Below are 22,729 nucleotides of genomic sequence, written 5' to 3' on the forward strand. Positions count from 1 at the left end.
GTGTCCACTTACAATAGGTGTCCACCATCGCCCTAAGCGTTGGGATCAGAAAGGTGTGTTGGCCGGACGCTTACGCACAACAAACCTCTGTGGACGTCGTTTGATATGGATCAACAACGCCCTGCGACCGTGGCGTAAGTTCAAGATCACTCCCTCTAACGGGAACACAACATACCTTGGTCCGCAGCCATCCGACGCTGCCGATCCGCGTTATCAATGTGGAGATCGCCATGCACATCTACGTCAAGTCCCTCCTGGCCGCACTGGTCATGAGCAGCCCATTGCTGACGCTGGCTGCCGAATACCCCGAAACAACGCCCGCCGCCCCCTCCGAGGACGCAACCCAAGCCACGCCCATGCAAGACAAGGCCATGAGCGAACAGATGAAGAAAATGCAGGCGGCCCACGACAAAATGATCGCCGCCAAAACCCCGGCCGAACGCCGGGCAGCCATGCAGGAAGCCATGACTACGATGAGAACAAGCCTCGGCATGCTGCACGACAATTGCAGAGGTATGGGGATGGGCATGGGCATGTCCGGTGGCAAGGGCAGCTCGGATACGGCGATGATGGACATGATGATGAAAATGATGGATCAGCAATCCATGATGATGAAGATGCCGATGGGCCAATAAGCATCGCGCCATAGCCCCCGTCGTAGACGGTTGGCATTGGCCGGCATAGCCGGACGACACCCCGGAAGATTTTCGTCAGAACGGAGCGCATCACATGAACCACTCAAACCCCTCGACACCTCCAGCCACCTCATTCTGGCGCAGCAAACCCGGCATCGCGCTAGGCATGCTGCTGGTGATCGGACTGTTCTACCTGGCCCGCGAGCATTACGGTCATATCTACCCGCTTTTGCCCTATCTGATTCTATTGCTGTGCCCGCTGATGCACCTGTTCGGGCATCACCACGGCAGACACTGACCCATGCATCGCCATCTCGATCACCTCAAATCACCTGCTTTGGCGCAGCAGGCGGCGGAGCCGACGACCGAAAAAGAGTACACCTGCCCCATGCATCCGGAGATCCGCCAGCACAGTCCGGGTACATGCCCCAAGTGCGGCATGACCCTTGAGCCGGTGTTGCCCGAACTGGAGGAATCGGACAACCCTGAGCTCGCGGACTTTTCCCGGCGCTTCTGGTGGACCCTTCCTCTGACTCTGGCGGTGACCGCACTGGCGATGGGCAGCCATGGCTTGAGCCTGTTTCACGGCGCCACACAGAACCTGGTCGAACTGGTGCTCGCCACGCCCGTCGTGCTTTGGGCCGGCTGGCCGTTCTATGTGCGCGGCGCCCGTTCGGTCATCCAGCGCAGCCCCAACATGTGGACGCTGATCGGCCTCGGCACCGCGGCGGCCTTCCTCTATAGCCTTGCCGCCACCCTGACACCCGGCCTGTTTCCAGCCACCTTCATGATGGACGGCCGGGTTGGCGTGTACTACGAAGCAGCGGCGGTCATTATTTCCCTGACGCTGCTCGGACAGATGCTGGAACTCAAGGCGCGCTCGCAAACCTCGGCCGCGATCAAATCACTGCTCGGCCTGGCGCCCAAGACTGCGCGCCGGATCAACACCGACGGCAGCGAAACAGACATTGCACTGAGCCATGTGCACAGCGGCGACACCTTGCGCGTGCGCCCCGGCGAGAAGGTCCCGGTCGATGGTGTGGTGTTGCAGGGCGAAAGCGCGGTGGACGAGTCCATGCTCACAGGCGAGCCGGTCCCCGTGATGAAACGCCCTGGTGACGGGCTGATCGGCGCCACCCTCAATACCCACGGCAGCCTGGTGATGCAGGCGCAGAAGGTGGGCTCAGCCACCGTGCTTGCGCAAATTGTGCAGATGGTGGCCCAGGCACAACGCTCCAAAGCACCGATGCAACGCCTGGCGGACGTGATTGCTGGCTACTTCGTCATGGTGGTGATCGCCATTGCCGTCCTGACTTTTGTCGGCTGGGGGTTGTGGGGGCCGCAACCGAGCTGGGTGTTCGGCCTCATCAATGCAGTGGCGGTGCTGATCATCGCCTGCCCGTGTGCCCTCGGCCTGGCCACACCGATGTCGGTGATGGTCGCCACCGGCAAGGCGGCCAGCAGCGGCGTGCTCTTTCGGGATGCGGCGGCGATCGAAAACCTGCGCAAAATCGACACCCTGATCGTGGACAAGACCGGCACCCTCACCGAAGGCCGCCCGGCGTTTCACAGCGTCGAACCTGCGCCTGGCTACAGTGCTGACGAGGTGCTGCGCCTGGCCGCCAGCCTCGACCAGGGCAGCGAGCACCCGTTGGCCCACGCCATCGTCGAACATGCACGCGCCAATGGCTTGGTGTTGAGCACAGCGCAGACGTTCGAGTCGGCGTCAGGCATCGGCGTGCGCGGCCAGGTCGACGGGCACCGTGTTCAACTGGGCAACACCGCCCTGATGGCAGAAGCCGGCATCGCCCTGGAAGCCTTGCAACCTCAAGCCGAGCAACTGCGCAGCGACGGAACCAGCATCATGTACCTGGCCGTGGATGGCGTGCTCGCGGGGTTGCTCGCCGTCGCCGACCCGATCAAACCCACCACCCGGCTCGCTGTCGAACGCCTGCAGGCCGATGGCGTGCGGGTGATCATGGCGACCGGAGACGGCCTCACCACTGCCCGTGCCGTCGCCCGCCAACTGGGTATCGAAGAGGTCCACGGCGAGGTCAAGCCACAGGACAAGGAACGCCTGGCCGCCGCATTGCAGGAACGCGGGCACCGAGTGGCAATGGCCGGCGACGGCATCAACGACGCCCCGGCCCTGGCCCGTGCCGACGTCGGTATCGCCATGGGCACTGGCACCGATGTCGCGATGAACAGCGCTCAAGTCACCCTGGTCAAGGGCGACCTGCTCGGCATTCTGCATGCCCGCAACCTGTCGGTGGCAACCGTGCGCAACATGCACCAGAACCTTGCCTTTGCCCTGGCTTACAACGCCATGGGCATCCCCCTCGCCGCCGGGTTGTTCTACCCGCTGACCGGGCATTTGCTGTCCCCGTTGGTGGCGGCACTGGCCATGAGCGTGAGCTCTGCCTCAGTGGTGTTCAATGCCTTGCGCCTGCGCCGGGCCGTGATTGACTGAGCACATTGCTGACAGCCAGGAAGCGGTTTCACTACACTGATCCAGCCTTGCCCCCCACTCCATCACAAAAGCCCGATAACCATGAAAACCATAAAAAGCACATTGCTGCTCAGTGGCCTGCTGGCGCTATCCTGCGGCGCTCAGGCAGAGCAAAGCCCTTCGCACCTGGACACCGTCCTGCAACAAGGCCAACTGCTCGTTTGCACCACAGGCGACTACAAACCCTATACCTTCAAAGGTGAAGACGGCGAATACTCGGGCATCGACATCGCCATGGCCCGCTCGCTGGCCGACAGCCTGGGCGTGAAGGTCGAGTGGGTCCAGACCACCTGGAAAACCCTGATGCCCGACATGCTCGCGGGCAAATGCGACATCGGCGTCGGCGGCATCTCCGTCACCCTGGAACGCCAGAAAAAAGCCTTCTTCAGCACCACCCTGGACGTCGACGGCAAAATCCCGCTGGTGCGCTGCGAAGATCAGGCGAAATACCAGACCCTCGAACAAATCAACCAGCCTTCGGTTCGCCTGGTCGAACCGGCCGGCGGCACCAACGAAGCCTTCGTCCACGCCTTCCTGCCCAAGGCGCAATTGCAGCTGCACGACAACGTGACCATCTTCCAGGAACTGCTGGACAAGAAGGCTGACGTGATGATCACCGATGCGTCGGAAGCGCTGTATCAGCAGAAACTCAAACCGGGTTTGTGCGCGGTCAACCCGACGCAATACATGCAGTATGGGGAGAAGGCATATCTGTTGCCGCGGGATGACATCAGCTGGAAGATGTATGTCGATCAGGGGCTGCACCTGGCCAAGGTAACGGGGAATTACCAGAAAATCCTCGGTCAGTGGATTGCGGTGCCAGAGGCTAAATAGCCCGTTAGTCCATTCCCCGTAGCAGCTGGCGCAGCCTGCGTTCGGCTGCGCAGCAGTCGTAAAATCAGAACACGCGGGTCATCAGGTAAATCACGCAACGGCGAAAACACCCCAGCCGTTGCGTCATTCCTTAGTCGTGCAGCAAGCCCGAGCTGTACTCATTAAAGCTGTTGCCGATCGCGCTCCCACCAAAGTTCACCTTGTTGGGGTTATGGCCATCGAATTGTTGGCAGCCTTCTGAAAAGCAGGAACTGGTGCTCACACCCGAACAGGCGCTCAAGAGCAAAGCACCGGTGATCAGCATGGCTTTGAAGAGGTTCGAGATCATCTTGTTGTTTCCTGTGGGCTGGAGGTGAGGCAGCACGGTCTTAGGTGGTCATCCTATGCCGCGAGCCTGCCCAACTTGATGAAACATTGCTGAGCGACAGCGTTGGTTCAGCATCCTTGTTTTTTCTGAAGCGACACACCTGCTCAATGGCGGCTTTGTGCGGGAGACCTTCGGGTCTGCCGGGTTCCTGGTTTCCCGGTCTTGCAGACCCGCGCACAGCTGCCACCGCATCGATTTGGGCGCTGCTTTCTCATTCCGTTTTCGCGGGCGCAGATCCGGCAGATCAGATAGTGCATATAAACATACACTCGATATTTCAATTTTTTCCAAAGGTGGAAAATTTCCCGGGGTGGGAGCTTTGTGCTCGCCTATACTAAAAAGATTGAACAGTGTCAGCGAGTGCGCTTAACAAGATATTGAAATTATTGAAATTCAGGCGTCTTTTGGAGTGACTGGTTAAAAAACATATTTCTGTGATGATCTGGTGTCGTAACGAGGATTTGACATGAACATTTTATTGAAAGAACTTCTAACCTATCATCACGAAGTGTCTATGAAAATTACTCAGATCAAAGAGTTGCTGAGGAAAATCAGACATGAACCCGATGGAACTGATGACTGCAAGCTGTTGTTCACGATGCTGGAGGCCTTGCATGGTGATGCAGAGCGACACCACCATGAAAATGAAGAACTTATTCGGCTGGCCTTGCTAGCGACTGAGGCGCCGATCCACCAACGGGTCAAGGATATCGAGCGAGATCATCAGGCATTTGGGCGCATTGCTGGACAGTTGAAGATGCTGAAGGATACAACTCACGAAACGAGAGTAATTGCTGACACTATCGATGACTTCATCAAAAAATATTACGATCACATGGACGCCGAGGAGAATATTTTCTTTCCGGCGGCAGATAAGTGGCTTTCAGACGACCAGTGGCAGGAAATCAAGCATCAATGGCATTAATTGGAGCTCGCCTCATACGTTAAAAAATTAGCTACTACTTAGTACTGACCTCACTAAGTAATTACGCGAACACCACGTATTAACTTACAGGGGTGTCCGTATATCGATGGCTCTTTGTTGCAAGTCACTCAACCCCTTCCGCTCCTGTTTTCACTCGCTCTCAACTACCTCCGCTAGACTCACCTGAGCCCCGCAAGCCCAATCCTGATAAACTCCCCACCTCCCAGCCTCGGTCAGGCTGGTCGTTGGTAACTCAGCATCTCTCTTTTACGCAAACACGCTTATTTGAAATCGCCCATTTATTCTCGAGGTAATGGTGACTCACTCTTCGGATCAACGTACTGACGAAAAAAGCCTGCCTCGATTATTGCTCGATCTACTTTGGCAAATCGCCGTACTGTTGATCCCGATTTTCCTCGTGGCGGTACTACCGCTGTTATGGGCACTCGGTGTGGTACTGGGTTGTACTGCCTTAATGTGGCTGACCGCGCGGGCCGGTTGGCAACGAACCGGCCGAGGGGCTGCACGGCTCATGACCTCTGCCGCACTAGGCCTGGGTTTTAATCTGGGCAGGGCTTTGCCGGCGTACTGGGATATTGCGGGGGCAGCGGCTGTGATGTTCTTCGGGCTGGCTTGCGTCAGTCACTTGGAAAGACGTTTTGGCCTGGTCGATAAAACACAGGCCAAGTCGTCACCGCTATCGCCTGGTCAGTCTTCAGGCGGCGCCAGTGCCTGGGGTGGGGACGAACCTCAGCAAACTCCCGAGGGCGAGCCCATCAGGGTGTTCAACTACAGCGAAATCGCCATGGGCGGGCCCGTCCTGTGCGATTACCTGTTTCCCGATGGGGTGCTGCTCCAGGGCCTTGGGTCGTCGGCTCGCTTCTCGAATGACGGACGTTATTTCGCCGCGCCTTTACCCTCGCGCCAAGCCTGGGGGTTGGTGATTCTGGATCGACAGTTGCGTCAGCTTTACCAGTGTTCGTGTGATGAATTTTGGGAACTGGATGCCTTTAACGACGGCATCCTGAGTGGGCGTTACAGTCCGCTGGTCGACAACGGCGCACGGGAGATCAGCCTGGAGCAACTGCTGACGACGGCTGAAAAGGTCAGCCTGGTGCCCGTTATTGACCTTTGGGTTGAGCCTGGTGACTGGCAAAAAAACCTTGCGCTCGACGCGTTCCGGCATACGTCTCCCGATGGTCAGCAAAGTTTGGACGCCTGCCTGGCGCTGCCGGCCAGCCTGCGTGAATTGCCACAGCCTTGCGCCCCGCTGATGAACCCGGAATACCGCGTGAGCATAAACGGTGAGCCCACTTCGTTGCTGATCAGGGCCGATACCTCAATCATCTGGAATCACGATAGTCGCTCGTTCGCTTGCCATGCACGGATGGATGATGAGCAACCGCAAGCCCTCGAATACTGGCTCTGGCACGTAGACCGCGGCTGGCAAGCATTGCCTTGTCCGTGGCTATCCGCCGACAGCGAACCTTCCGTGGGTTGGAGCGCCCCCCTGGAGCTGGATGACCACTACCTGCGGCTATCGTCCTACTTCGACTACCCGCAGCCTGATCGCGGTCGCTATGGTTATGGCTTGTACAGCATACACAGCGACTGTGAGTCTCAGGTGGGCCATGATCCGAACGGCCGGGTGCAGGTTGCGCAGCGGCACCTGACTCGCGTGCGGTTGGCCGTGCCTCTGTTGGGTGATGGACAGCGAGGCGCGACGATGGTCGAGTCGGCACCATTGACTGATGATACGCGGGCTCAATTTAGCTGGCGGCAAGACAACAGCCTGGGGCTCGGGGGTTATACCTGCAGGATTGGGGGCTGGGAGTTACCGGGCGTTTGGCTGCTCGATCATCGAGTTTCAGACACTGGACGTTACATCGCATTAATACCGTTCGCCCTGCCGCCCGCCACAGCAGGTCACGTGGTGGTGGTCGACGCACAGGAACGACAATTGATGAACAGCCCTCCTCTGTTGGTCGCACGATTGTTGGACTTTCGTGGGCCGAGACTGAGCCTGGCAGTGATTCGAGGTCGCCTGGATCAGGATCGGCAAAGCAGTCCATTGCAGCGCTTTGATCAATCGCCACCCGAGGCGGACGATGCCGCTGCATTTTGCCAGTATCGACAGGACTCCCGGCTTTACTACGAGTGGTGTGAGCTCAATGTCAGCCAACAAGGCCTGAGCGCCCTCCCCGATTGGCGCCTGGTTAAACAGCCACAGTCTGCAATCGCCGATGGAAACTTTGTCCAGCCAGCACCGATGGATAAAGATGCCGCGTGGCTGTTCGGTTGTGAAACCGAATACGCCGACAGTTGGCTACGCGTCCAGAGCCCACGCCTGGGCGGGCATTTGCTGACGGCGTCCGGTTGCGCCATCAGCCATCTCGCGCCCTCGATGATCTGGTCCGAGGATGCACGTTATCTCGCGCTGACTCGACTCCATACCAACGTCGACGATGACCACGGAGGTCGCTTGGCATGGCAGATCTTGCTGTTGGATGTCCAGGAGCGAACCTTGAGGCATTCACCTCAGTGGCTCCACAATCGACCACAGTTTGAAGGTTTTAATGCCGATGTCTTGAAGGTGCGACTATTTCTGCGCGACTGGGAAGCCGAGGATGAAAGAGACCGAGGCTCAATCAGCGCAATGAAGTTGAGCGACCTGCTGGCACTCCCCGCCGAGTCCCTGTGCCCGCACGCAGGACTCTGGCTGACGAAGGATCAACTGTGTCACTCCGAAGCGTGGCAAGCATTGGATACATCGGCTTTACGCCATTGGCGCTAGTCACGTTTATCACTGGCGCTGGCATGGCGCGCGAAAAGAGACGAAGCCGACTGAGGCACGTTCGGTTGAGTCACGTTAGATGTCGGGCCTGAGCTTAATCTTGCCTGACAATATCGGAACAGGCGTATCTGTGCCGTGTAACTGGTGCCGCCGTCGGTGCGCTTGCGTGCTCTGATCGTGGCCATAGTCAACTGGTACAATTGTTAAAGGGGTTGGTACATTGTATCAACGCCCCTCAAAACGCCCATTTACCCCCTAAAACCGGCTTTGAACACGTAGAGCGAAATGGTACAGAAATCAGCTACATACTCAGTAAATTCAAGCTCTACAGTGTCTAGACGCTTTAGCGTTGCGCCGATGATGGATTGGACCGACCGCCACTGCCGCTTCTTCCTGCGCCTGCTCTCCAAGCACGCCCTGCTCTACACCGAAATGGTCACCACCGGCGCGCTGCTCAACGGCGACCACGACCGCTTCTTGCGTCACAACGAAGCCGAGCACCCGCTCGCCCTGCAACTCGGTGGCAGTGTTCCGCTGGACCTGGCCGCCTGCGCCCGCATGGCCCAGGAGCACGGTTACGACGAGGTAAACCTGAATGTCGGCTGCCCGAGTGATCGGGTGCAGAACAATATGATCGGCGCGTGCCTGATGGGGCATCCGCAGTTGGTGGCCGATTGTGTGAAGGCGATGCGTGATGCGGTGTCGATTCCGGTGACGGTGAAGCATCGGATCGGGATTAATGGACGGGACAGTTACGAGGAGCTGTGTGATTTCGTCGGCACGGTTCGGGATGCCGGGTGCACGAGTTTTACCGTGCACGCGCGGATTGCGATTCTGGAGGGGTTGTCACCGAAGGAGAACCGTGACATTCCGCCTCTGCGTTATGACGTGGCGGCGCGGTTGAAGGCGGATTTTCCGGAGCTGGAGATTATTCTCAACGGCGGGATCAAGACGCTCGAGGCCTGTCACGAGCATTTGCAGACGTTCGACGGTGTGATGCTGGGCCGTGAGGCGTATCACAACCCTTATGTGATGGCTGAGGTGGATCAGCAGCTGTTTGGCAGCACGGCGCCGGTGATCAGCCGGGCCGAGGCGCTGGCGCAGTTGCGGCCTTATATTGCCGAGCATCTGCTGGCGGGTGGCGCGATGCATCACATCACTCGGCATGTGCTGGGGCTGGGCACCGGGTTTCCGGGGGCACGCAAGTTTCGGCAGTTGTTGTCGGTGGATATTCACAAGGCTAAAGAGCCGTTGGCGTTGCTGGATCAGGCGGCAGAGTTGTTGGAGGGACGTTAATCCCTCGTCACTCGCTTGCAGGTTTCGCGCGCCGGTGTCCGCGCTCTGTCTCGTTAGAAAATGGCCGCTTTGAAATGGCGGCCGTCACTTGTTCGGCCCGAGCGCTCAAAGGTCTAATTCGCAAGCTGGTCAAATCGGTAAGCATTGAGGACATGACCCAGGCCTGCTCAGCACGCTAACCGTCACCTCCATTGAACCTGCCCTCCATTTCAGCATCGTATTTACCGAGACCACGCCCCGCCTTTCAAACATCCGTTTCCAGGATGTTGCCACTGGGGCCTTCGATACGCACATGCACCCTTGAGTGGCTGTCAGCGCTCGGGTAATGTCATTAGACCCATAGGACAGAGCACGCCCATGACTTCCAAGCTGGAACAACTCAAACAAATGACCACCGTGGTTGCCGACACTGGCGACTTCGAAGCAATCGCTCGCGTTAAACCCGTGGACGCCACCACCAACCCTTCCCTGCTGCTCAAAGCGGCGGCCATTCCCGGTTATGCCGAGTTGCTGAACGCTTGCGTCAGCGACTGCAAGGGCGATGTGGGCCTGGCCAGTGACCGTTTTGGTGTGGCGGTAGGGCAAGAGATTCTGAAGGTGATTCCTGGCCGTATTTCCACTGAAGTGGATGCGCGCCTGTCGTTCGACACTGACGCCGTATTGAAGCGTGCGCACCGTCTGATCGACTTGTACGAGAAAGCCGGCGTTGGCCGTGACCGTGTGCTGATCAAGATCGCTTCGACCTGGGAAGGCATCCGCGCTGCCGAGAAGCTGGAAAAGGAAGGCATTCAGACCAACCTGACCTTGCTGTTCTCTTTCGCTCAGGCGGCGGCATGTGCTGACGCTGGAGTTTTCCTGATTTCGCCGTTCGTGGGCCGTATCTACGACTGGTACAAGAAGGCCACCGGCAACGACTACACCGGCGCGGATGATCCGGGCGTGCAGTCGGTGACGCGCATCTACAACTACTACAAGGCCAATGACTACAAAACCGTAGTGATGGGTGCCAGCTTCCGTAATCTGAATCAGATCGAGCAATTGGCCGGTTGTGATCGGTTGACCATCAGCCCTGATCTGCTGGAGAAACTGGCGGCGGATACCGGCAAGCTGGAGCGTAAATTGGTGCCGGGGCATACGGGTGAAGCGCGTCTGAGCTTGAATGAAGCGCAGTTCCGTTGGTTGTCCAACGAGGATGCGATGGCGACCGAGAAGCTGGCTGAGGGCATTCGTCAGTTTGCTCGGGACCAGGAGAAGCTTGAGGCGTTGTTGCAGGCCAAGCTGTGATTTGAGTTAGCTGGATGCAAAAAGGGCGAACCATGGGTTCGCCCTTTTTTTGCGTTGAATTCGGGTAATGGGCTTAGCACTGGAAGATGTGGTGATTGTTAGGGCGCCTTCGCGGGCAAGCCCGCTCCCACAGGGAATTAATCAGTGACGCTCCAGCGCGTTCACCAGGTCATGAAACGCCTCACGGTTGGAGTCGTTCAGGCCCATGAGGATTTTGTGTGCTTCGAGGACTTTGATCCGCACCACTTCTTCGGACTGGTCCTGGTCTGGCAGGTCGGTCAGGCATTCAGGGCATGGGATCGGGCGGTCAACGATGTTGAACACTTGCTCAAAGCCCATGGACTGCAGCAGACGGGTGATGTCTTCGTGGGTGGTGACGACAGTCGGCAACAGGCCGACTTTTTGCCGCGACAGGATCGACAGCTTGGCCAGCAGGCCCAGAGTGGTGCTGTCGATGCTACGGGTTTCGGTCAGGTCGATCACGATGGCGTTGAAGTTCAACGCAGTGAAGATCCGCTCAATAGTCGCATCCAACGCCGAACACAGGGTCAGGCGAACTTCACCGACGAACTTCAGGACGAAGGTGCCGTCCTGCTCGGCGAACTGGATTCTACCGGTACTCATTAAAGATTCCTGCTCAACACCAACAGGGCGATATCATCCGGCATCTCCCCTAGCGTGGCCAATCCAAAAACCTGGCGCAGACCATCCAGGCTGCCGCCCGCCGCTTTCACCCGTTGAGGCAAAGCAGCTTCTTTATCTTTGAGTGTGGGTTCTGGCAAAAGGTCCAGAATGCCATCAGACATCAGCGTCAGGCTGAATACCGGCGGCAGCTCCAGTACGTGGTCTTCGTAGGTGGCTTCATTGAAGAGGCCCACCGGCAGACCACGCCCTTCCAGGTAACGAACACTGTCTGGCGTGTACAACACGGGCAACGGCAGATGACCGCCGATGCTATAGGTCAACAAACCTGTCTCCTCGTCGATGACTCCACCGACCATTGTGACGTGTTTACCCAGCTTACAACTGATCAGGCCCCGGTTGATATGACCAAGGACTTCTGAAGGCTTGAATTCCGGCAATGTGCCGTTGCGCTTGGATTCGAACAGCAAGCGCGTGGTCATGAACTTCAGCAGCACGGTGACGAAGGCTGAAGAGGCGCCATGACCGGAAACGTCCGCCAGGTAGAACGCTACCCGACGCTCGTCGACCCGAAAGTAGTCGACGAAATCGCCCGACAGGTACAGCGACGGGATGATCTGGTGCGCAAACTGGAACTCGTTGATGGTCCAGGGGCTCACCGGCAGCATGTTCATCTGCACCTGGCGACCGGCGTTCTGGTCTTCCTGGAGCAAGTTCAGGCTGGCTTCGAGCTCGCGGTTGGCCTTTTCCAGCTTCTCGCGGTAGCGCTGGTTTTCCAGCAGCAGACGCGCACGATCCAGGGCACGGCGCACGGAGTGCTCGAGTACGGCGAGATCTTCGAGAGGCTTGATCAGGTAGTCCGCTGCGCCCAGGCGCAGGGCCTCGACGGCGTCGTTCATCACACCGGCGCCCGAAACCACGATTACCGGGGTTTGCGGCGACAGTTCGGTGACCTGGCGAATGAGTTCGAGTCCGCCCATCTGCGGCATGCGCAGATCGCAGATGACCAAGTCGGGCTTGTCTTGCTCGAATACCTGAAGACCCTGCTGGCCATTGCTGGCCTGCAGGACACTGAAACCACTGTCTTCCAAGTAGGCCGCGAGGCTCGCACGCACTACTTCGTCATCATCGATTATCAGCAGCGTGGCACTGGTTTTTGGCATGTGGGCAAACGGCGCCAGAATTAGGTTGGCGTAGCAGGCTGGGCATTTGGCCCTGCACACACTACTGGATTCGCTTTCTAGCCTCTCTGCTGCACCGTTTTCGAGCGTTTGCCCTACTCACTGTTCCACCAGAGGTGCCCTTCTAAGGCGCAGACGGTACTCCCATCCGCGAGGCGTTTCAAGCTCACGCCGATGGTCGCTTGACGTCTTTACTTGTCAAATCACCGAGAGTTATAAGAACAGGCAAAACCGTAACCCAAAGGAAGGATCGAGCCCATGAGCCAAACCGATCGGGACTACAGCGAAAAGCGCGATTTCATCCGCATGCGGGTTGATGCCGATGTGTCGCTGATTCATGAAGGCGATGAGGTGCAAGCCGTCTGCATCGACCTTTCCAGCAGTGGCATGCAGCTGGAGGCGCCCCGCTCATTCAAGGTCGGTGACCGGCTCAGCGTGCGGATCGATTCCGATCACGCAGCCCTCAAAGGCCTTGAAGCCGACACCGAGGTGGTGTGGGTGAAAGCACAGGACGGTGGCGGCCAGAAACTCGGGCTTACAATCCTGAAGATGAAATAGCCCTGACTTAACCCCGCAAGCCAAACGAAAGAAGGCGGCCAATTGGCCGCCCTCTTCGTTTTACCGGTCGAGATTAAAAATCGTCTTCGACCTTACCGTCCTTGACCTTGAATTCGCGGTTTTGCAGGTATGCATTGCGAATAAAGGTGTATTTGTCGCCAGTGATCAGTTTCTCGGCCGACAACAGGCTGGCGCGAGTGTCGACGATGTTCAGGCCGTAAATCGAGTTACGTACCGGTATATCGTTGATGTAAGGGTACGGACCGGTATAGCCATCGACATACTTGGAAGGCGTATCACGCAAGGTGCTTGGACCCAGCAGCGGCAGCATCACGTACGGGCCGCTGCCCACGCCCCAGTAACCGAGGGTCTGGCCGAAGTCTTCGTCGTTGCGGTGCAGGCCCATCTTGGTGCCCACGTCGAAGAAGCCCAGCAGGCCGAAGGTGGTGTTGAAGATCAAACGCGCGGTGTCGACGCCAGCCGCAGCGGGCTTGGCCTGCAACACGTCGTTGGCGAGGTTGGTCACATCGCCGACGTTGCGGAACATGTTGTGGATGCCGTCTTCCAGGAACTGCGGTGTGACGAACTGGTAGCCCTGAGCCAACGGCTTCAGTGCGTAGGTGTCGACAAAGTCGTTGAATTTGTAGATCGGGCGGTTGATGCTTTCCCAAGGGTCTTCTTCCGTGGCGGCCTGAGTCGCAAACGGAACCAGCAATACACTGGCACACATACAAAGCTGAGCGAGTCGATTGCTCCAGCGCATAGAAAAACTCCTTGGATTGTACTGACGCGGGCGCTTGGCCCAGCCGCAAAGACCGCTAGTATATGACGGAAAACCCGGTTTAGGCAGCATCGTGCACGATGGTCTACGAACGACGCCTCCTGACGGCGAGCGATTCACATCCGTGTCACTCGATTGTCATCGTCCATGAATAGCCTTGTCGCTATTTCAGGGACGTTTCCATGCCGCACGCCGAAGTCTTGCCCCTTGCCGCACCGAATCTGACCGCCGTGCTGTTCGGTCTCAGTGGTTGCCTGGTGGATTTCGGCGCGCGCACGCGTCAGCACGGCACCGTTTCTGCCGAGCATGCCGAGGTCACGCCCGGCGCCCTGGAGAGCCTGTCCAGCTTGCAGCGACAACGGATTCCCTGCGCCTGGCTTGATGAACTCCCCCCTGCCCTCAGCCATTCTCTGGCCGTCGCACTTCCGGCCTGGATCAAATCTTTGCAACACTCGGAAACAATCAATCCATGGCCGGCCCCGAATGCCTGCTGGCAAGCCTTGATGGCGTTGAATGTCGAGCGCCTGGACGGTTGCGTGCTGGTCAGCGGCGAGCCGCGACTGCTGCAATCGGGCCTGAACGCCGGGCTGTGGACCATCGGCCTGGCGTCGTGCGGCTCGCTATGCGGGCTCGCGCCGAACGAATGGCAAGCCTTGAGCCAGAAGGAACGGGAACACTTGCGCGGCAAGGCGACGGTGCAGTTGTTCGGCCTGGGCGTGCATTCGGTGATCGATCATCTGGGCGAGCTCGATACCTGCCTGGCCGATATCAGCCTGCGTCGGCTCAAAGGCGAAAAGCCCTGACTGAGATCATGCAGGTTGCGCGCGAGTGGATTAATCTAAAGGTCAGCCATAGACCTTTGGCACGCTGCTGCGGTCTATGCCAGTGCCTATCGAGAAAAGGAAGAACGCCATGCCTGCCCGCGAACTGCAAGAACAGCTCAACAAACTGCGCGAGCAATTGGAACAGAATCCGCCACTGACCGAAGCCGAGCGCGATGACCTGCACGCGCTGATGCAACAGATCCAACTGGAGCTTGAGCTGGAAACCAAAACCCAGGACGCCAACCTCGCCGACAATGTGAATCTGGCCGTCGAGCGCTTCGAACTCGAACATCCCACATTGGCCGGCACCTTGCGCAACATTGTGCAAGCCTTGGGCAATATGGGGATCTGAACCTGCCAGATGCAAAAAAGCCCCGCTATCGATAGCGGGGCTTTTTCATATCCGGGATGTGCAAATGCAATCCCACACTGGCTCTTTATTGTCGGACCAAGCGATGGTTCGGCAGTTGCACCTCTTCGGTGCTGCGATACGGGTTGATGTCCAATCCACCACGACGCACATACCGCGCGTACACCGTCAATTTCTCCGGCTTCAGCAACCGCTGCAGGTCGAGGAAAATCCGCTCTACGCACTGCTCATGGAAGTCCGAGTGCTGGCGGAAGCTCACGATGTATTCCAGCAAACTCGCGTGATCCAGCGCCGCGCCACGATACTCCACCACCACGCTGCCCCAGTCCGGCTGACTGGTGACCGGGCAGTTGGATTTGAGCAAATGGCTGTGCACGCACTCTTCAACGATCCGCGACTCATTGCAACGCAGCAGTTCCGGACGCGGATGCTCATAGTTGCTGACACTGATGTCCAGGTCATCGATGCACACGCCCGGCAACGCCACGACGCCTTCCGCCTCTACCTCTTTCAGGCTGCGAACCCGCACGCCCACCGGTTTGCCGGCAGCGGCCGAGAGATCTTTCACCAGCGTCGCTTCAAGGCTCGCGGTGTCGGCAAATGGCGTCTGGTTCAGCGAGTTGAGGTACAGCTTGAACGACTTCGACTCGATGATGTTCGGCGAATCCGCCGGGATGCTGAATTCGCCGATCGCCACCACAGGCTTGCCGGACGGCAACAGCCACGACAGCTCGAAGCAGTTCCAGAAGTCCACGCCCTTGTACGGCAGGGTTTGCGCGGTCAGGCCCAACTCGGCCCATTTCGCGGCGCGCGGGATCGGGAACAGCAAGGACGGCGTGTAGGTGGCGATGTATTCGCTGGATTTGCCCAGCGGCGAATGTTCGGCTGCGGGATGCATGGCGGAAACCTGACTGAAGAATCAGCGGATTCTACCAGCCTTTGCTCCCGCCTTTGAGTGCTTACTGACTGACTGTCAGTTTGCCGACCATGCCGGCCTGGTAATGGCCGGGGATGTTGCAGGCGAATTCCAGGTTAGTGGCCTTGGTGAAGGTCCAGGTCAGCTCGGCGGTTTTACCCGGCTCCACCAACACACTGTTGGGGTCGTCATGCTTCATGCCGTGATCCATGGCGCCATGATCCATTCCGGCCATGGAACCGTGGTCCATGGCCTTCATACCTGTAGGCATCAGCATGCCGCTTTGCTGCATCTGGAGCATTTCCTGCTGATGCCTGGCATGCATCTGTGCATCGCCGAGGTTGAATTCGTGCAGCAACTGGCCTTTATTCACCAGTACAAGACGCACGGTTTCCCCGGCCTTGATATCGATGGTCTTGGGACTGAAGGTCATATCGCCCATTACCACTTCGACGCTGCGGGTGGCCTGGGCGGCCGAGGCCGGTTGACCGAAATCGTAGGTCTGCGCCGGTGAGGCTTCCAGCCCTAAACTCAGAGTCAGCAAACAAGCGGCCAGTGCCAGACGCTTTTGCAAAAACATAGTCGCACTCCAACAAGATGAGGTTCAGCTTGTGGGAAACTCTACCCCGTCGGCTCTGCCAGCTACCTGACAGGCAGATTACAACTTTGTCAGGTTGGCCTGCTTCCTCGCCGCCCACGGTATAACGCACCTGTTCAAACTGCCCGAGTCGCCCATGAAACTGCTGATCGTCGAAGACCAACCGAAAACCGGCCATTACTTACGCCAGGGCCTGACCGAGGCTGGCTTCAACACCGAACTGGTGGCCGATGGCACCACCGGCCAGCAACTGGCCTTGAGCGGCGATTACGCCTTGTTGATTCTCGATGTGATGCTCCCCGGTCGCGATGGCTGGCAGATTCTGCAAGCGGTGCGCAGTGCAGGCCTGGACACGCCGGTACTGTTTCTGACCGCACGAGACGCGGTGGAGGACCGAGTCCATGGCCTGGAACTGGGCGCCGACGATTACCTGGTCAAACCTTTCGCCTTCTCCGAACTGCTGGCCCGGGTTCGCAGCCTGCTGCGTCGCGGCAGCGCCACGCCCCAGGAAACCAGCTTGCAACTGGCCGATTTGCGCCTGGACCTGATCCGTCGCCGGGTCGAGCGTAACGGTCAGCGCATCGACCTGACCGCCAAGGAATTCGCCCTGCTGGAAATGCTCCTGCGGCGCCAGGGCGAAGTTCTGCCCAAGTCGCTGATCGCGTCCCAGGTGTGGGACATGAATTTCGACAGCGACACCAACGTCATCGAAGTGGCGATCCGCCGGTTGCGCCTGAAGATCGACGACGATTTCCCGAACAAGTTGATTCACACCGTGCGCGGCATGGGTTACGTCCTTGAAGAGCGCCCCGCCTGATGCGCCGGCTTTCATTAAGCAACCGCCTGGCACTGCTGTTTGCCGCCTGCACTGCGGTGGTGTCGTTGTTCGCCGGGGTGTTGTTCAGCCGCGCCAGCGAGGCGCACTTTGTCGAGTTGGACCAGCAGTTGCTGGATGACAAATTGATTGGTTTACGCCGGGCGCTGGATGACATTCAGGCCGGCGACGCCGAAGCCAGGTTGGCCGATGAATTGAGCCGACAGGCCGATCTTTCGCTGCGCATCATTAGCAGTGACGGCCAACGCATGTACGACAGCTCGCCCAGCGTGCCCAAAGATTTACCGCGCAAACCTGGCCTGTCGACGGTGAGCGACGATGGCACCGATTACCGCGTCCTGAATGCGCCGCTGTTCCTCGACAAACCCGACTCACCGCAACTGACCTTGTTGCTGGACATCACCCATCACCAGCATTTTCTGCAGCGCATGCAGCACCTGATCTGGCTGACGGTCGGCCTCTCGGCCCTGGCCACCGCCCTGCTCGGTGCCTGGGCGGCGCGCAGTGGTTTGCGTCCGTTGCTGCGCATGAGTGCGGTCGCCAGCGGCGTATCGGCGCAATCGCTCAACGCCCGCCTGCCGGAAGCAGACATGCCGCCCGAACTCGCGGAAATGGCCCACAGCTTCAACGCCATGCTCGGACGTCTCGATGACTCTTTTCAGCGGCTCTCGGCCTTCTCCGCCGACATCGCCCATGAACTGCGCACACCGCTGTCGAACCTGCTGACCCACACCCAAGTCACCCTCACCCGCCCTCGCCCCCTTGAGGATTACCGCGAGGCGCTGCACAGCAACCTCGAAGAACTGCAATGGATGGCGCAACTGGTCAACGACATGTTGTACCTGGCCAAGGCTGACCACGGTTTGCTGATGCCCAAGCGTGAACCGCTGGACCTGGCGGAAGAAGCGGATGTGCTGCTGGAGTTTTTTGCGCCGCTGGCCGAGGACGCCCGGGTGAAGTTGAGTCGTGACGGCCACGCGAGCATGCAGGGCGATCGCAGCATGTTGCGCCGGGCACTGTCCAATTTGCTGGACAATGCGTTGCGGTTTACCCCGGCTGGTGGTGAGGTGCGGGTAAAGATCGTCGAGCAACCGGCAGGCTTGAGCCTGACCGTTGAAAACAGTGGTGAAGGGATTTCCGAGGACCTGGTGCCGCGTTTGTTTGACCGCTTCTACCGGGCAGACCCCGCGCGCCGTGAAGGCAGCAGTGAGCATGCGGGATTGGGATTGGCGATCACCCAGTCGATCATCCGCGCCCATGGCGGGCAGATTCGTTGCGAATCGGCCCAGGGGTGGACGCGGTTTGTGATTGAGTTACCGCAAACCTGATCATTCCCACGCTCTGCGTGGGAATGCAGCCAGTGACGCTCTGCGTCACATCAGGAGCCGAACGCAGAGCGTCCGTTGAGGCATTCCCACGCGGAGCGTGGGAACGATCATTGGGGACTCACGAATACCGCAACGCGGTAGCCGGCTCGACTTTCGCCGCCCGCCACGCCGGATAAACCGTCGCCAGAAAGCTCATGATGAAACCGGCGGAGCAGATCAACAGCACATCTGCGCCCTGCAATTCGGACGGCAAGTTGCTGACGAAGTACACATCGGAACTGAAGATGTGCTGCCCGCTGACCCGCTCCATCCAGCCCACCAGTTCACTGACGTTCAACGCCGCGATCACACCCAGCACACCACCGATCAACGTGCCGACAATCCCGATCACCGTGCCCTGCACCATGAAGATCGCCATGATCTGCCGAGGTGTGGCGCCGATGGTGCGCAGGATGGCGATGTCCGCGCCCTTGTCGTTGACCACCATGATCAGGGTGGCGATGATGTTGAACGCCGCCACGGCGACGATCATCAGCAACAGCAGGCCGATCATGGTTTTTTCCATTTTCATCGCACTGAACAGACTGCCCTGGGTGTGGGTCCAGTCGTCAGCCTTGTAGGCGGCGCCCAGACCGGTCGCGATGTCGCTCGATACTTGCGGCGCGGCGTACAGATCCTTCACCGCCAGGCGCACGCTCTGTACCTGATTCGGTTGCCAGTGCTGCATCTGCGCGGCATCGGCCATGTGGATCAGCGCCATCGAACCGTCCAGTTCGGCACCGACCTTGAACACGCCCACCACGTTCAGCCGCTGCATGCGCGGGGTGATGCCACCCGGCGCATTGCTGACTTCCGGCACGATCAGGGTGATCTTGTCGCCGACGTTCAAGCGAAAGCGCCGCGCGGTGATCTCGCCGATCACCACGCCGAACTCGCCCGGCTTCAAGGCGTCGAGACGCCCCTGAACAATGTGCTTGGCAACGATCGAGACCTTGCTTTCCAGCGCCGGATCGACCCCGCTGACCTGGATCGGCTGCATGGTGCCCTTGTAGGACAGCATGCCTTCCATCTCGGTGAATGGCACGGCGGCGGTGACTTCAGGATTCTTCATCGCCGCGGCGGCCACCGGCTGCCAATCGTCGATAGGGTTCACGCCGACGATGGTCGCGTGGGGCACCATGCCGAGGATGCGCGAGCTCATTTCGCGCTGGAAGCCGTTCATCACCGACAGCACCACGATCATCGCCAGCACGCCCAGGGCGAGGCCGATCATCGAGGTCATCGAGATGAAGGAAACAAAGCGATTGCGGCGCTTGGCGCGGGTATAGCGCGTGCCGATAAAGATCGATAACGGTCTGAACATTCGCTGGGGCACCGTATAAAAATAAAAGACCCGACGCACTGTTCAGTGTGCCGGGTTTCAGCCAATCAGATGGGGGTCAGGCAACCTTCCTGCAAATGCAGGACGCGATCCATCTGGCGAGCCAGGTTCATGTCGTGGGTCACCACCAGGAACGCCGTGCGCATCGAGGTGCTGAGTTCCAGCATCAAATCCTGAATGCCCTGGGCGGTGTGGGAGTCGAGGTTGCCGGTCGGCTCGTCGAGCATCACCAGGCCTGGCTTGTTCACCAGGGCGCGGGCAATGGCCACACGCTGGCGTTCGCCACCGGACAATTCCGCCGGTTTGTGCTCCAGGCGATGGCCCAGCCCTACCCGCTCCAGCAACGCCGTCGCACGCTGACGCGCTTCCGGGATCGCGGTCTTGCCGATCAGCAGCGGCATGCAGACGTTTTCCAGCGCGGTGAACTCAGGCAGCAAGTGGTGGAACTGGTAAACGAAGCCCAGCGACCGGTTGCGTAACAGGCCACGGGCCTTTTCGTTCAATGCCGAGAGTTCTTCACCGGCCAGCCAGACGCTGCCCTTGGTCGGCGTATCGAGGCCGCCCAGCAGGTTGAGCAAGGTACTTTTGCCCGAACCCGACGTACCGACGATCGCCACGCGCTCACCCGGATGCAGTTCCAGTTGCAGACCGGCCAGAACCTCTACCGATTCCGGGCCTTCCACGTAGGATTTGCCCAGGTTGCGGCAGCTCAAGATTGCTTTATCACTCATGCCCGACTCACTCATAACGTAGCGCCTCCGCAGGCTGGGTGCGCGCGGCACGCCAGGCTGGATACAGGGTGGCGAGGAAACTCAGGACCAACGCGGCGGCGCAGACCATCAACACGTCCTGGCTCTGCACTTGCGACGGCAGGTAATCGATGAAATACACGTCGGCGTTCAAGAACTTGTGGCCGATCAGCCCTTCCAGGGCCGCGATCGCGGCGCTGACGTTCAGCGCGGCGAAGATCCCGACCACGGCGCCGATCAGCGTACCGACCACACCAATGACCGTGCCCTGGACCATGAACGTCGCCATGATCGAACCCGGCGTGGCGCCCAGGGTACGCAGGATCGCGATGTCGCCCTTCTTGTCGTTCACCACCATCACCAGCGTGGAAATGATGTTGAACGCAGCGACAGCGACGATCAGCAGCAACAGCAGGCCGATCATGGCTTTTTCCATGCGGATCGCCTGATACAGGTTGCCGTGGGTGCGGGTCCAGTCGCGGGCGTAGTAACGGTCTTCGCCGAGCTGCTGGGCGATGGTCCACGCGGTGCGCGGTGCCTGGAACAGGTCGTCGAACTTCAGTCGCAGGCCCTGGACCTGATCCGGTTGCCAGCGGTGCAACCTGGCCAGATCCTGCAGATTGGTCAGGCCCAGATAGCCGTCCAACTCACCGGCGCCGACATGGAAGATGCCGACCACAGTAAAGCGTTTCATGCGCGGGAACATCCCGGCCGGGGTCACGGTGACTTCCGGCGCGACAAACGTCAGCTTGTCGCCAACCGCCGCGCCGAGCTTGGCTGCCGCCTTGTCGCCGATGACGATGCCGAAACTGCCCGGCGCCAGGTCGTCGAGTTTGCCCTGCTGCATGAAGTTATCAATGATCGACACCTGCCGTTCCTGCACAGGGTCGATGGCATTGAGCAGCACTTTGGAAACCTTGCCGTTGTTGGTCAGCAGGCCCTGCATCTGGACGAAGGGCGCAACCGCCGCCACCTGCGGGTTCTGCTTGACCTTGGCGGCCAGGCTTTGCCAGTCGCTGATCGGCTCGCCGGACTCGATGGTCGCGTGGGGCACCATGCCCAGCACGCGGGTGCGCATCTCATGATCGAAGCCGTTCATGACCGACAGCACCACGATCATCACGACCACGCCGAGGGCGAGTCCGATCATCGAGGTCAGGGAAATGAATGACACAAAATGATTGCGACGTTTTGCACGGGTATAACGCGTGCCGATAAATACGAAGAGAGGTCTGAACATGTCGGGGCTTGTTCGGAGGGAAAAGGAACGTCCTTGTGGCGGGGGTCGATAACCAGCTTTACACTCAGACCACCGCCGCTACCATGGGTTCGCCATGTCGACATTAGATGAAGAAGATCGCCGCGAATACTACCGTATCGAGGACACGATCGCACTGGAAATTCGGCCCCTGTCTGCTCCCGAAGCAGCAGGCCAGGAAGTGTTGCAGGATGCTTCCCCGCTATTCAACCTGCTCAGCGAACTGCACCTGAGCGAATTCGAGTCGCAACACCTGTTGCGCCAGATCAACGAACGCGACCGAGCCATCGCCGCGTTCCTCAAATCACAGAACAAACGCATCGATCTGCTGAGCCAGGTGGTCGCCCTGACCGTGCTCGGACAGATCGGCGAACCGCAGCCGGTGATCATCTCCGAAGGCGGCATCGACTTTCAGCATCCGACGCCCATTGCCGTCGGCGCGCACCTGTCGGTCAAGCTGGTGCTGATGCCACAAGCCCTCGGCCTGTTGCTGCGGGCCCGCGTCACCCATTGCGACCGCAAGGGCGGCGGCTACGACGTCGGCACCGAATTCGAATACCTGTCCGATGCCCAGCGACAACTGCTGGCCCGCTACATCTTGCAGCGACAGGCACAAGAACGACGCCTGGCGCGCGAACAAAACGAAAACGGCCATTAATTAAGG

The 22,729-nt window shown here is 59.1% G+C and carries 23 protein-coding genes; 14 read left to right on the forward strand and 9 right to left on the reverse strand.

The window, feature by feature from the left end; all coding sequences use genetic code 11:
- Positions 1 to 230 precede the first annotated feature (230 nt).
- The 4 genes from AC07V0_RS20200 to AC07V0_RS20215 all read left to right on the forward strand — a co-directional run bounded on the left by AC07V0_RS20200 (position 231) and on the right by AC07V0_RS20215 (position 3,978).
- Entirely contained in the window at positions 231 to 635 is a 405-nt protein-coding gene (locus AC07V0_RS20200; RefSeq protein WP_064616971.1) for a hypothetical protein, read from the forward strand.
- 94 nt (positions 636 to 729) lie between these two features.
- Positions 730 to 933 (forward strand): DUF2933 domain-containing protein, encoded by a 204-nt coding sequence (locus tag AC07V0_RS20205; protein ID WP_018928127.1) that lies wholly within the window; start codon positions 730 to 732, stop codon positions 931 to 933.
- Positions 934 to 1,023: 90 nt separating this feature from the next.
- Positions 1,024 to 3,105 carry a copper-transporting P-type ATPase gene (locus tag AC07V0_RS20210; protein WP_457327007.1) on the forward strand — a complete coding sequence of 694 codons (2,082 nt, stop codon included), beginning with the start codon at positions 1,024 to 1,026 and terminating at the stop codon, positions 3,103 to 3,105.
- Positions 3,106 to 3,186: 81 nt separating this feature from the next.
- A complete protein-coding gene (locus tag AC07V0_RS20215; RefSeq protein ID WP_495019825.1) occupies positions 3,187 to 3,978 on the forward strand; it encodes a transporter substrate-binding domain-containing protein in 792 nt (263 codons plus the stop codon).
- A 130-nt stretch (positions 3,979 to 4,108) separates the two neighbouring features.
- On the opposite strand, the gene AC07V0_RS20220 is transcribed toward AC07V0_RS20215, so the two are convergent.
- On the reverse strand, positions 4,109 to 4,306 hold the full coding sequence (locus AC07V0_RS20220) for a hypothetical protein (protein WP_019582096.1): 198 nt from the start codon (positions 4,304 to 4,306) through the stop codon (positions 4,109 to 4,111).
- Positions 4,307 to 4,811: 505 nt separating this feature from the next.
- Here AC07V0_RS20220 and AC07V0_RS20225 point away from each other — a divergent pair.
- From AC07V0_RS20225 to tal, 4 genes are all read left to right on the forward strand, one after another.
- The gene (locus AC07V0_RS20225; RefSeq protein WP_064616968.1) at positions 4,812 to 5,270 is read left to right on the forward strand and encodes a hemerythrin domain-containing protein; all 459 of its coding nucleotides are present in this window, start codon (positions 4,812 to 4,814) and stop codon (positions 5,268 to 5,270) included.
- A 313-nt stretch (positions 5,271 to 5,583) separates the two neighbouring features.
- Positions 5,584 to 8,064 carry a hypothetical protein gene (locus AC07V0_RS20230; protein WP_457326949.1) on the forward strand — a complete coding sequence of 827 codons (2,481 nt, stop codon included), beginning with the start codon at positions 5,584 to 5,586 and terminating at the stop codon, positions 8,062 to 8,064.
- 285 nt (positions 8,065 to 8,349) lie between these two features.
- Entirely contained in the window at positions 8,350 to 9,360 is a 1,011-nt protein-coding gene (dusA, locus tag AC07V0_RS20235) for a tRNA dihydrouridine(20/20a) synthase DusA (protein ID WP_457326948.1), read from the forward strand.
- Positions 9,361 to 9,717: 357 nt separating this feature from the next.
- A complete protein-coding gene (gene tal / locus AC07V0_RS20240; protein ID WP_018928139.1) occupies positions 9,718 to 10,644 on the forward strand; it encodes a transaldolase in 927 nt (308 codons plus the stop codon).
- 141 nt (positions 10,645 to 10,785) lie between these two features.
- Here the strand turns inward: tal and rssC are convergent, their stop codons facing one another.
- Together rssC and rssB are read right to left on the reverse strand one after the other, a co-directional pair.
- Complete coding sequence (gene rssC / locus AC07V0_RS20245; protein ID WP_007935262.1) at positions 10,786 to 11,268, reverse strand: anti-sigma factor antagonist RssC; 483 nt, start codon at positions 11,266 to 11,268, stop codon at positions 10,786 to 10,788.
- Positions 11,268 to 12,449, reverse strand: a complete 1,182-nt coding sequence (rssB, locus tag AC07V0_RS20250; RefSeq protein WP_018928140.1) for a two-component system response regulator RssB — start codon at positions 12,447 to 12,449, stop codon at positions 11,268 to 11,270. Before rssB ends, rssC begins: the two co-directional genes overlap by 1 nt.
- 276 nt (positions 12,450 to 12,725) lie before the next feature.
- Between rssB and AC07V0_RS20255 the strand changes: the two genes are divergently transcribed.
- A complete protein-coding gene (locus AC07V0_RS20255; RefSeq protein ID WP_007935265.1) occupies positions 12,726 to 13,025 on the forward strand; it encodes a PilZ domain-containing protein in 300 nt (99 codons plus the stop codon).
- Positions 13,026 to 13,098: 73 nt separating this feature from the next.
- Here the strand turns inward: AC07V0_RS20255 and AC07V0_RS20260 are convergent, their stop codons facing one another.
- Positions 13,099 to 13,788, reverse strand: a complete 690-nt coding sequence (locus tag AC07V0_RS20260; protein ID WP_018928141.1) for an MlaA family lipoprotein — start codon at positions 13,786 to 13,788, stop codon at positions 13,099 to 13,101.
- A 200-nt stretch (positions 13,789 to 13,988) separates the two neighbouring features.
- Between AC07V0_RS20260 and pcrP the strand changes: the two genes are divergently transcribed.
- Both pcrP and AC07V0_RS20270 read left to right on the forward strand, forming a co-directional pair.
- Positions 13,989 to 14,609, forward strand: a complete 621-nt coding sequence (gene pcrP / locus AC07V0_RS20265; RefSeq protein WP_064616956.1) for an HAD superfamily inactivated hydrolase PcrP — start codon at positions 13,989 to 13,991, stop codon at positions 14,607 to 14,609.
- A gap of 109 nt (positions 14,610 to 14,718) precedes the next feature.
- On the forward strand, positions 14,719 to 14,982 hold the full coding sequence (locus AC07V0_RS20270; protein ID WP_086945393.1) for a DUF4404 family protein: 264 nt from the start codon (positions 14,719 to 14,721) through the stop codon (positions 14,980 to 14,982).
- An 85-nt stretch (positions 14,983 to 15,067) separates the two neighbouring features.
- On the opposite strand, the gene queF is transcribed toward AC07V0_RS20270, so the two are convergent.
- Together queF and copI are read right to left on the reverse strand one after the other, a co-directional pair.
- Positions 15,068 to 15,898: an NADPH-dependent 7-cyano-7-deazaguanine reductase QueF gene (gene queF / locus AC07V0_RS20275; protein WP_086945392.1), complete on the reverse strand. Its 831-nt coding sequence runs from the start codon at positions 15,896 to 15,898 to the stop codon at positions 15,068 to 15,070.
- A gap of 61 nt (positions 15,899 to 15,959) precedes the next feature.
- Positions 15,960 to 16,496 (reverse strand): copper-resistant cuproprotein CopI, encoded by a 537-nt coding sequence (gene copI, locus AC07V0_RS20280; protein ID WP_064616954.1) that lies wholly within the window; start codon positions 16,494 to 16,496, stop codon positions 15,960 to 15,962.
- Between the two features lie 154 nt (positions 16,497 to 16,650).
- Between copI and AC07V0_RS20285 the strand changes: the two genes are divergently transcribed.
- Together AC07V0_RS20285 and AC07V0_RS20290 are read left to right on the forward strand one after the other, a co-directional pair.
- Positions 16,651 to 17,331, forward strand: a complete 681-nt coding sequence (locus AC07V0_RS20285; protein WP_064616953.1) for a heavy metal response regulator transcription factor — start codon at positions 16,651 to 16,653, stop codon at positions 17,329 to 17,331.
- The gene (locus AC07V0_RS20290) at positions 17,331 to 18,677 is read left to right on the forward strand and encodes a heavy metal sensor histidine kinase (RefSeq protein WP_086945391.1); all 1,347 of its coding nucleotides are present in this window, start codon (positions 17,331 to 17,333) and stop codon (positions 18,675 to 18,677) included. The genes AC07V0_RS20285 and AC07V0_RS20290 overlap by 1 nt, the downstream gene beginning before the upstream one ends.
- A 118-nt stretch (positions 18,678 to 18,795) precedes the next feature.
- Here AC07V0_RS20290 and AC07V0_RS20295 read toward each other — a convergent pair whose 3' ends face one another.
- The 3 genes from AC07V0_RS20295 to AC07V0_RS20305 form a co-directional block, all read right to left on the reverse strand.
- Positions 18,796 to 20,040, reverse strand: coding sequence for a lipoprotein-releasing ABC transporter permease subunit (locus tag AC07V0_RS20295; protein ID WP_018928148.1), 1,245 nt, complete (start codon positions 20,038 to 20,040; stop codon positions 18,796 to 18,798).
- A 65-nt stretch (positions 20,041 to 20,105) separates the two neighbouring features.
- Complete coding sequence (gene lolD / locus AC07V0_RS20300; protein ID WP_018928149.1) at positions 20,106 to 20,789, reverse strand: lipoprotein-releasing ABC transporter ATP-binding protein LolD; 684 nt, start codon at positions 20,787 to 20,789, stop codon at positions 20,106 to 20,108.
- 7 nt (positions 20,790 to 20,796) lie between these two features.
- Positions 20,797 to 22,047: a lipoprotein-releasing ABC transporter permease subunit gene (locus tag AC07V0_RS20305; RefSeq protein WP_018928150.1), complete on the reverse strand. Its 1,251-nt coding sequence runs from the start codon at positions 22,045 to 22,047 to the stop codon at positions 20,797 to 20,799.
- A gap of 94 nt (positions 22,048 to 22,141) precedes the next feature.
- Here AC07V0_RS20305 and AC07V0_RS20310 point away from each other — a divergent pair, with 94 nt between their 5' ends.
- Positions 22,142 to 22,723, forward strand: coding sequence for a PilZ domain-containing protein (locus AC07V0_RS20310; protein ID WP_028939700.1), 582 nt, complete (start codon positions 22,142 to 22,144; stop codon positions 22,721 to 22,723).
- Positions 22,724 to 22,729 lie beyond the last annotated feature (6 nt).

Source organism: Pseudomonas sp. GW821-FHT01E10, assembly GCF_059422365.1.

Coding starts and splice junctions, on each gene's coding strand:
- AC07V0_RS20200 (WP_064616971.1), top strand. CDS start 231: ATGCACATCTACGTCAAGTCCCTCCTGGCCGCACTGGTCATGAGCAGC.
- AC07V0_RS20205 (WP_018928127.1), top strand. CDS start 730: ATGAACCACTCAAACCCCTCGACACCTCCAGCCACCTCATTCTGGCGC.
- AC07V0_RS20210 (WP_457327007.1), top strand. CDS start 1,024: ATGCATCCGGAGATCCGCCAGCACAGTCCGGGTACATGCCCCAAGTGC.
- AC07V0_RS20215 (WP_495019825.1), top strand. CDS start 3,187: ATGAAAACCATAAAAAGCACATTGCTGCTCAGTGGCCTGCTGGCGCTA.
- AC07V0_RS20220 (WP_019582096.1), bottom strand. CDS start 4,306: ATGATCTCGAACCTCTTCAAAGCCATGCTGATCACCGGTGCTTTGCTC.
- AC07V0_RS20225 (WP_064616968.1), top strand. CDS start 4,812: ATGAACATTTTATTGAAAGAACTTCTAACCTATCATCACGAAGTGTCT.
- AC07V0_RS20230 (WP_457326949.1), top strand. CDS start 5,584: ATGGTGACTCACTCTTCGGATCAACGTACTGACGAAAAAAGCCTGCCT.
- dusA (WP_457326948.1), top strand. CDS start 8,350: ATGGTACAGAAATCAGCTACATACTCAGTAAATTCAAGCTCTACAGTG.
- tal (WP_018928139.1), top strand. CDS start 9,718: ATGACTTCCAAGCTGGAACAACTCAAACAAATGACCACCGTGGTTGCC.
- rssC (WP_007935262.1), bottom strand. CDS start 11,268: ATGAGTACCGGTAGAATCCAGTTCGCCGAGCAGGACGGCACCTTCGTC.
- rssB (WP_018928140.1), bottom strand. CDS start 12,449: ATGCCAAAAACCAGTGCCACGCTGCTGATAATCGATGATGACGAAGTA.
- AC07V0_RS20255 (WP_007935265.1), top strand. CDS start 12,726: ATGAGCCAAACCGATCGGGACTACAGCGAAAAGCGCGATTTCATCCGC.
- AC07V0_RS20260 (WP_018928141.1), bottom strand. CDS start 13,788: ATGCGCTGGAGCAATCGACTCGCTCAGCTTTGTATGTGTGCCAGTGTA.
- pcrP (WP_064616956.1), top strand. CDS start 13,989: ATGCCGCACGCCGAAGTCTTGCCCCTTGCCGCACCGAATCTGACCGCC.
- AC07V0_RS20270 (WP_086945393.1), top strand. CDS start 14,719: ATGCCTGCCCGCGAACTGCAAGAACAGCTCAACAAACTGCGCGAGCAA.
- queF (WP_086945392.1), bottom strand. CDS start 15,898: ATGCATCCCGCAGCCGAACATTCGCCGCTGGGCAAATCCAGCGAATAC.
- copI (WP_064616954.1), bottom strand. CDS start 16,496: ATGTTTTTGCAAAAGCGTCTGGCACTGGCCGCTTGTTTGCTGACTCTG.
- AC07V0_RS20285 (WP_064616953.1), top strand. CDS start 16,651: ATGAAACTGCTGATCGTCGAAGACCAACCGAAAACCGGCCATTACTTA.
- AC07V0_RS20290 (WP_086945391.1), top strand. CDS start 17,331: ATGCGCCGGCTTTCATTAAGCAACCGCCTGGCACTGCTGTTTGCCGCC.
- AC07V0_RS20295 (WP_018928148.1), bottom strand. CDS start 20,040: ATGTTCAGACCGTTATCGATCTTTATCGGCACGCGCTATACCCGCGCC.
- lolD (WP_018928149.1), bottom strand. CDS start 20,789: ATGAGTGATAAAGCAATCTTGAGCTGCCGCAACCTGGGCAAATCCTAC.
- AC07V0_RS20305 (WP_018928150.1), bottom strand. CDS start 22,047: ATGTTCAGACCTCTCTTCGTATTTATCGGCACGCGTTATACCCGTGCA.
- AC07V0_RS20310 (WP_028939700.1), top strand. CDS start 22,142: ATGTCGACATTAGATGAAGAAGATCGCCGCGAATACTACCGTATCGAG.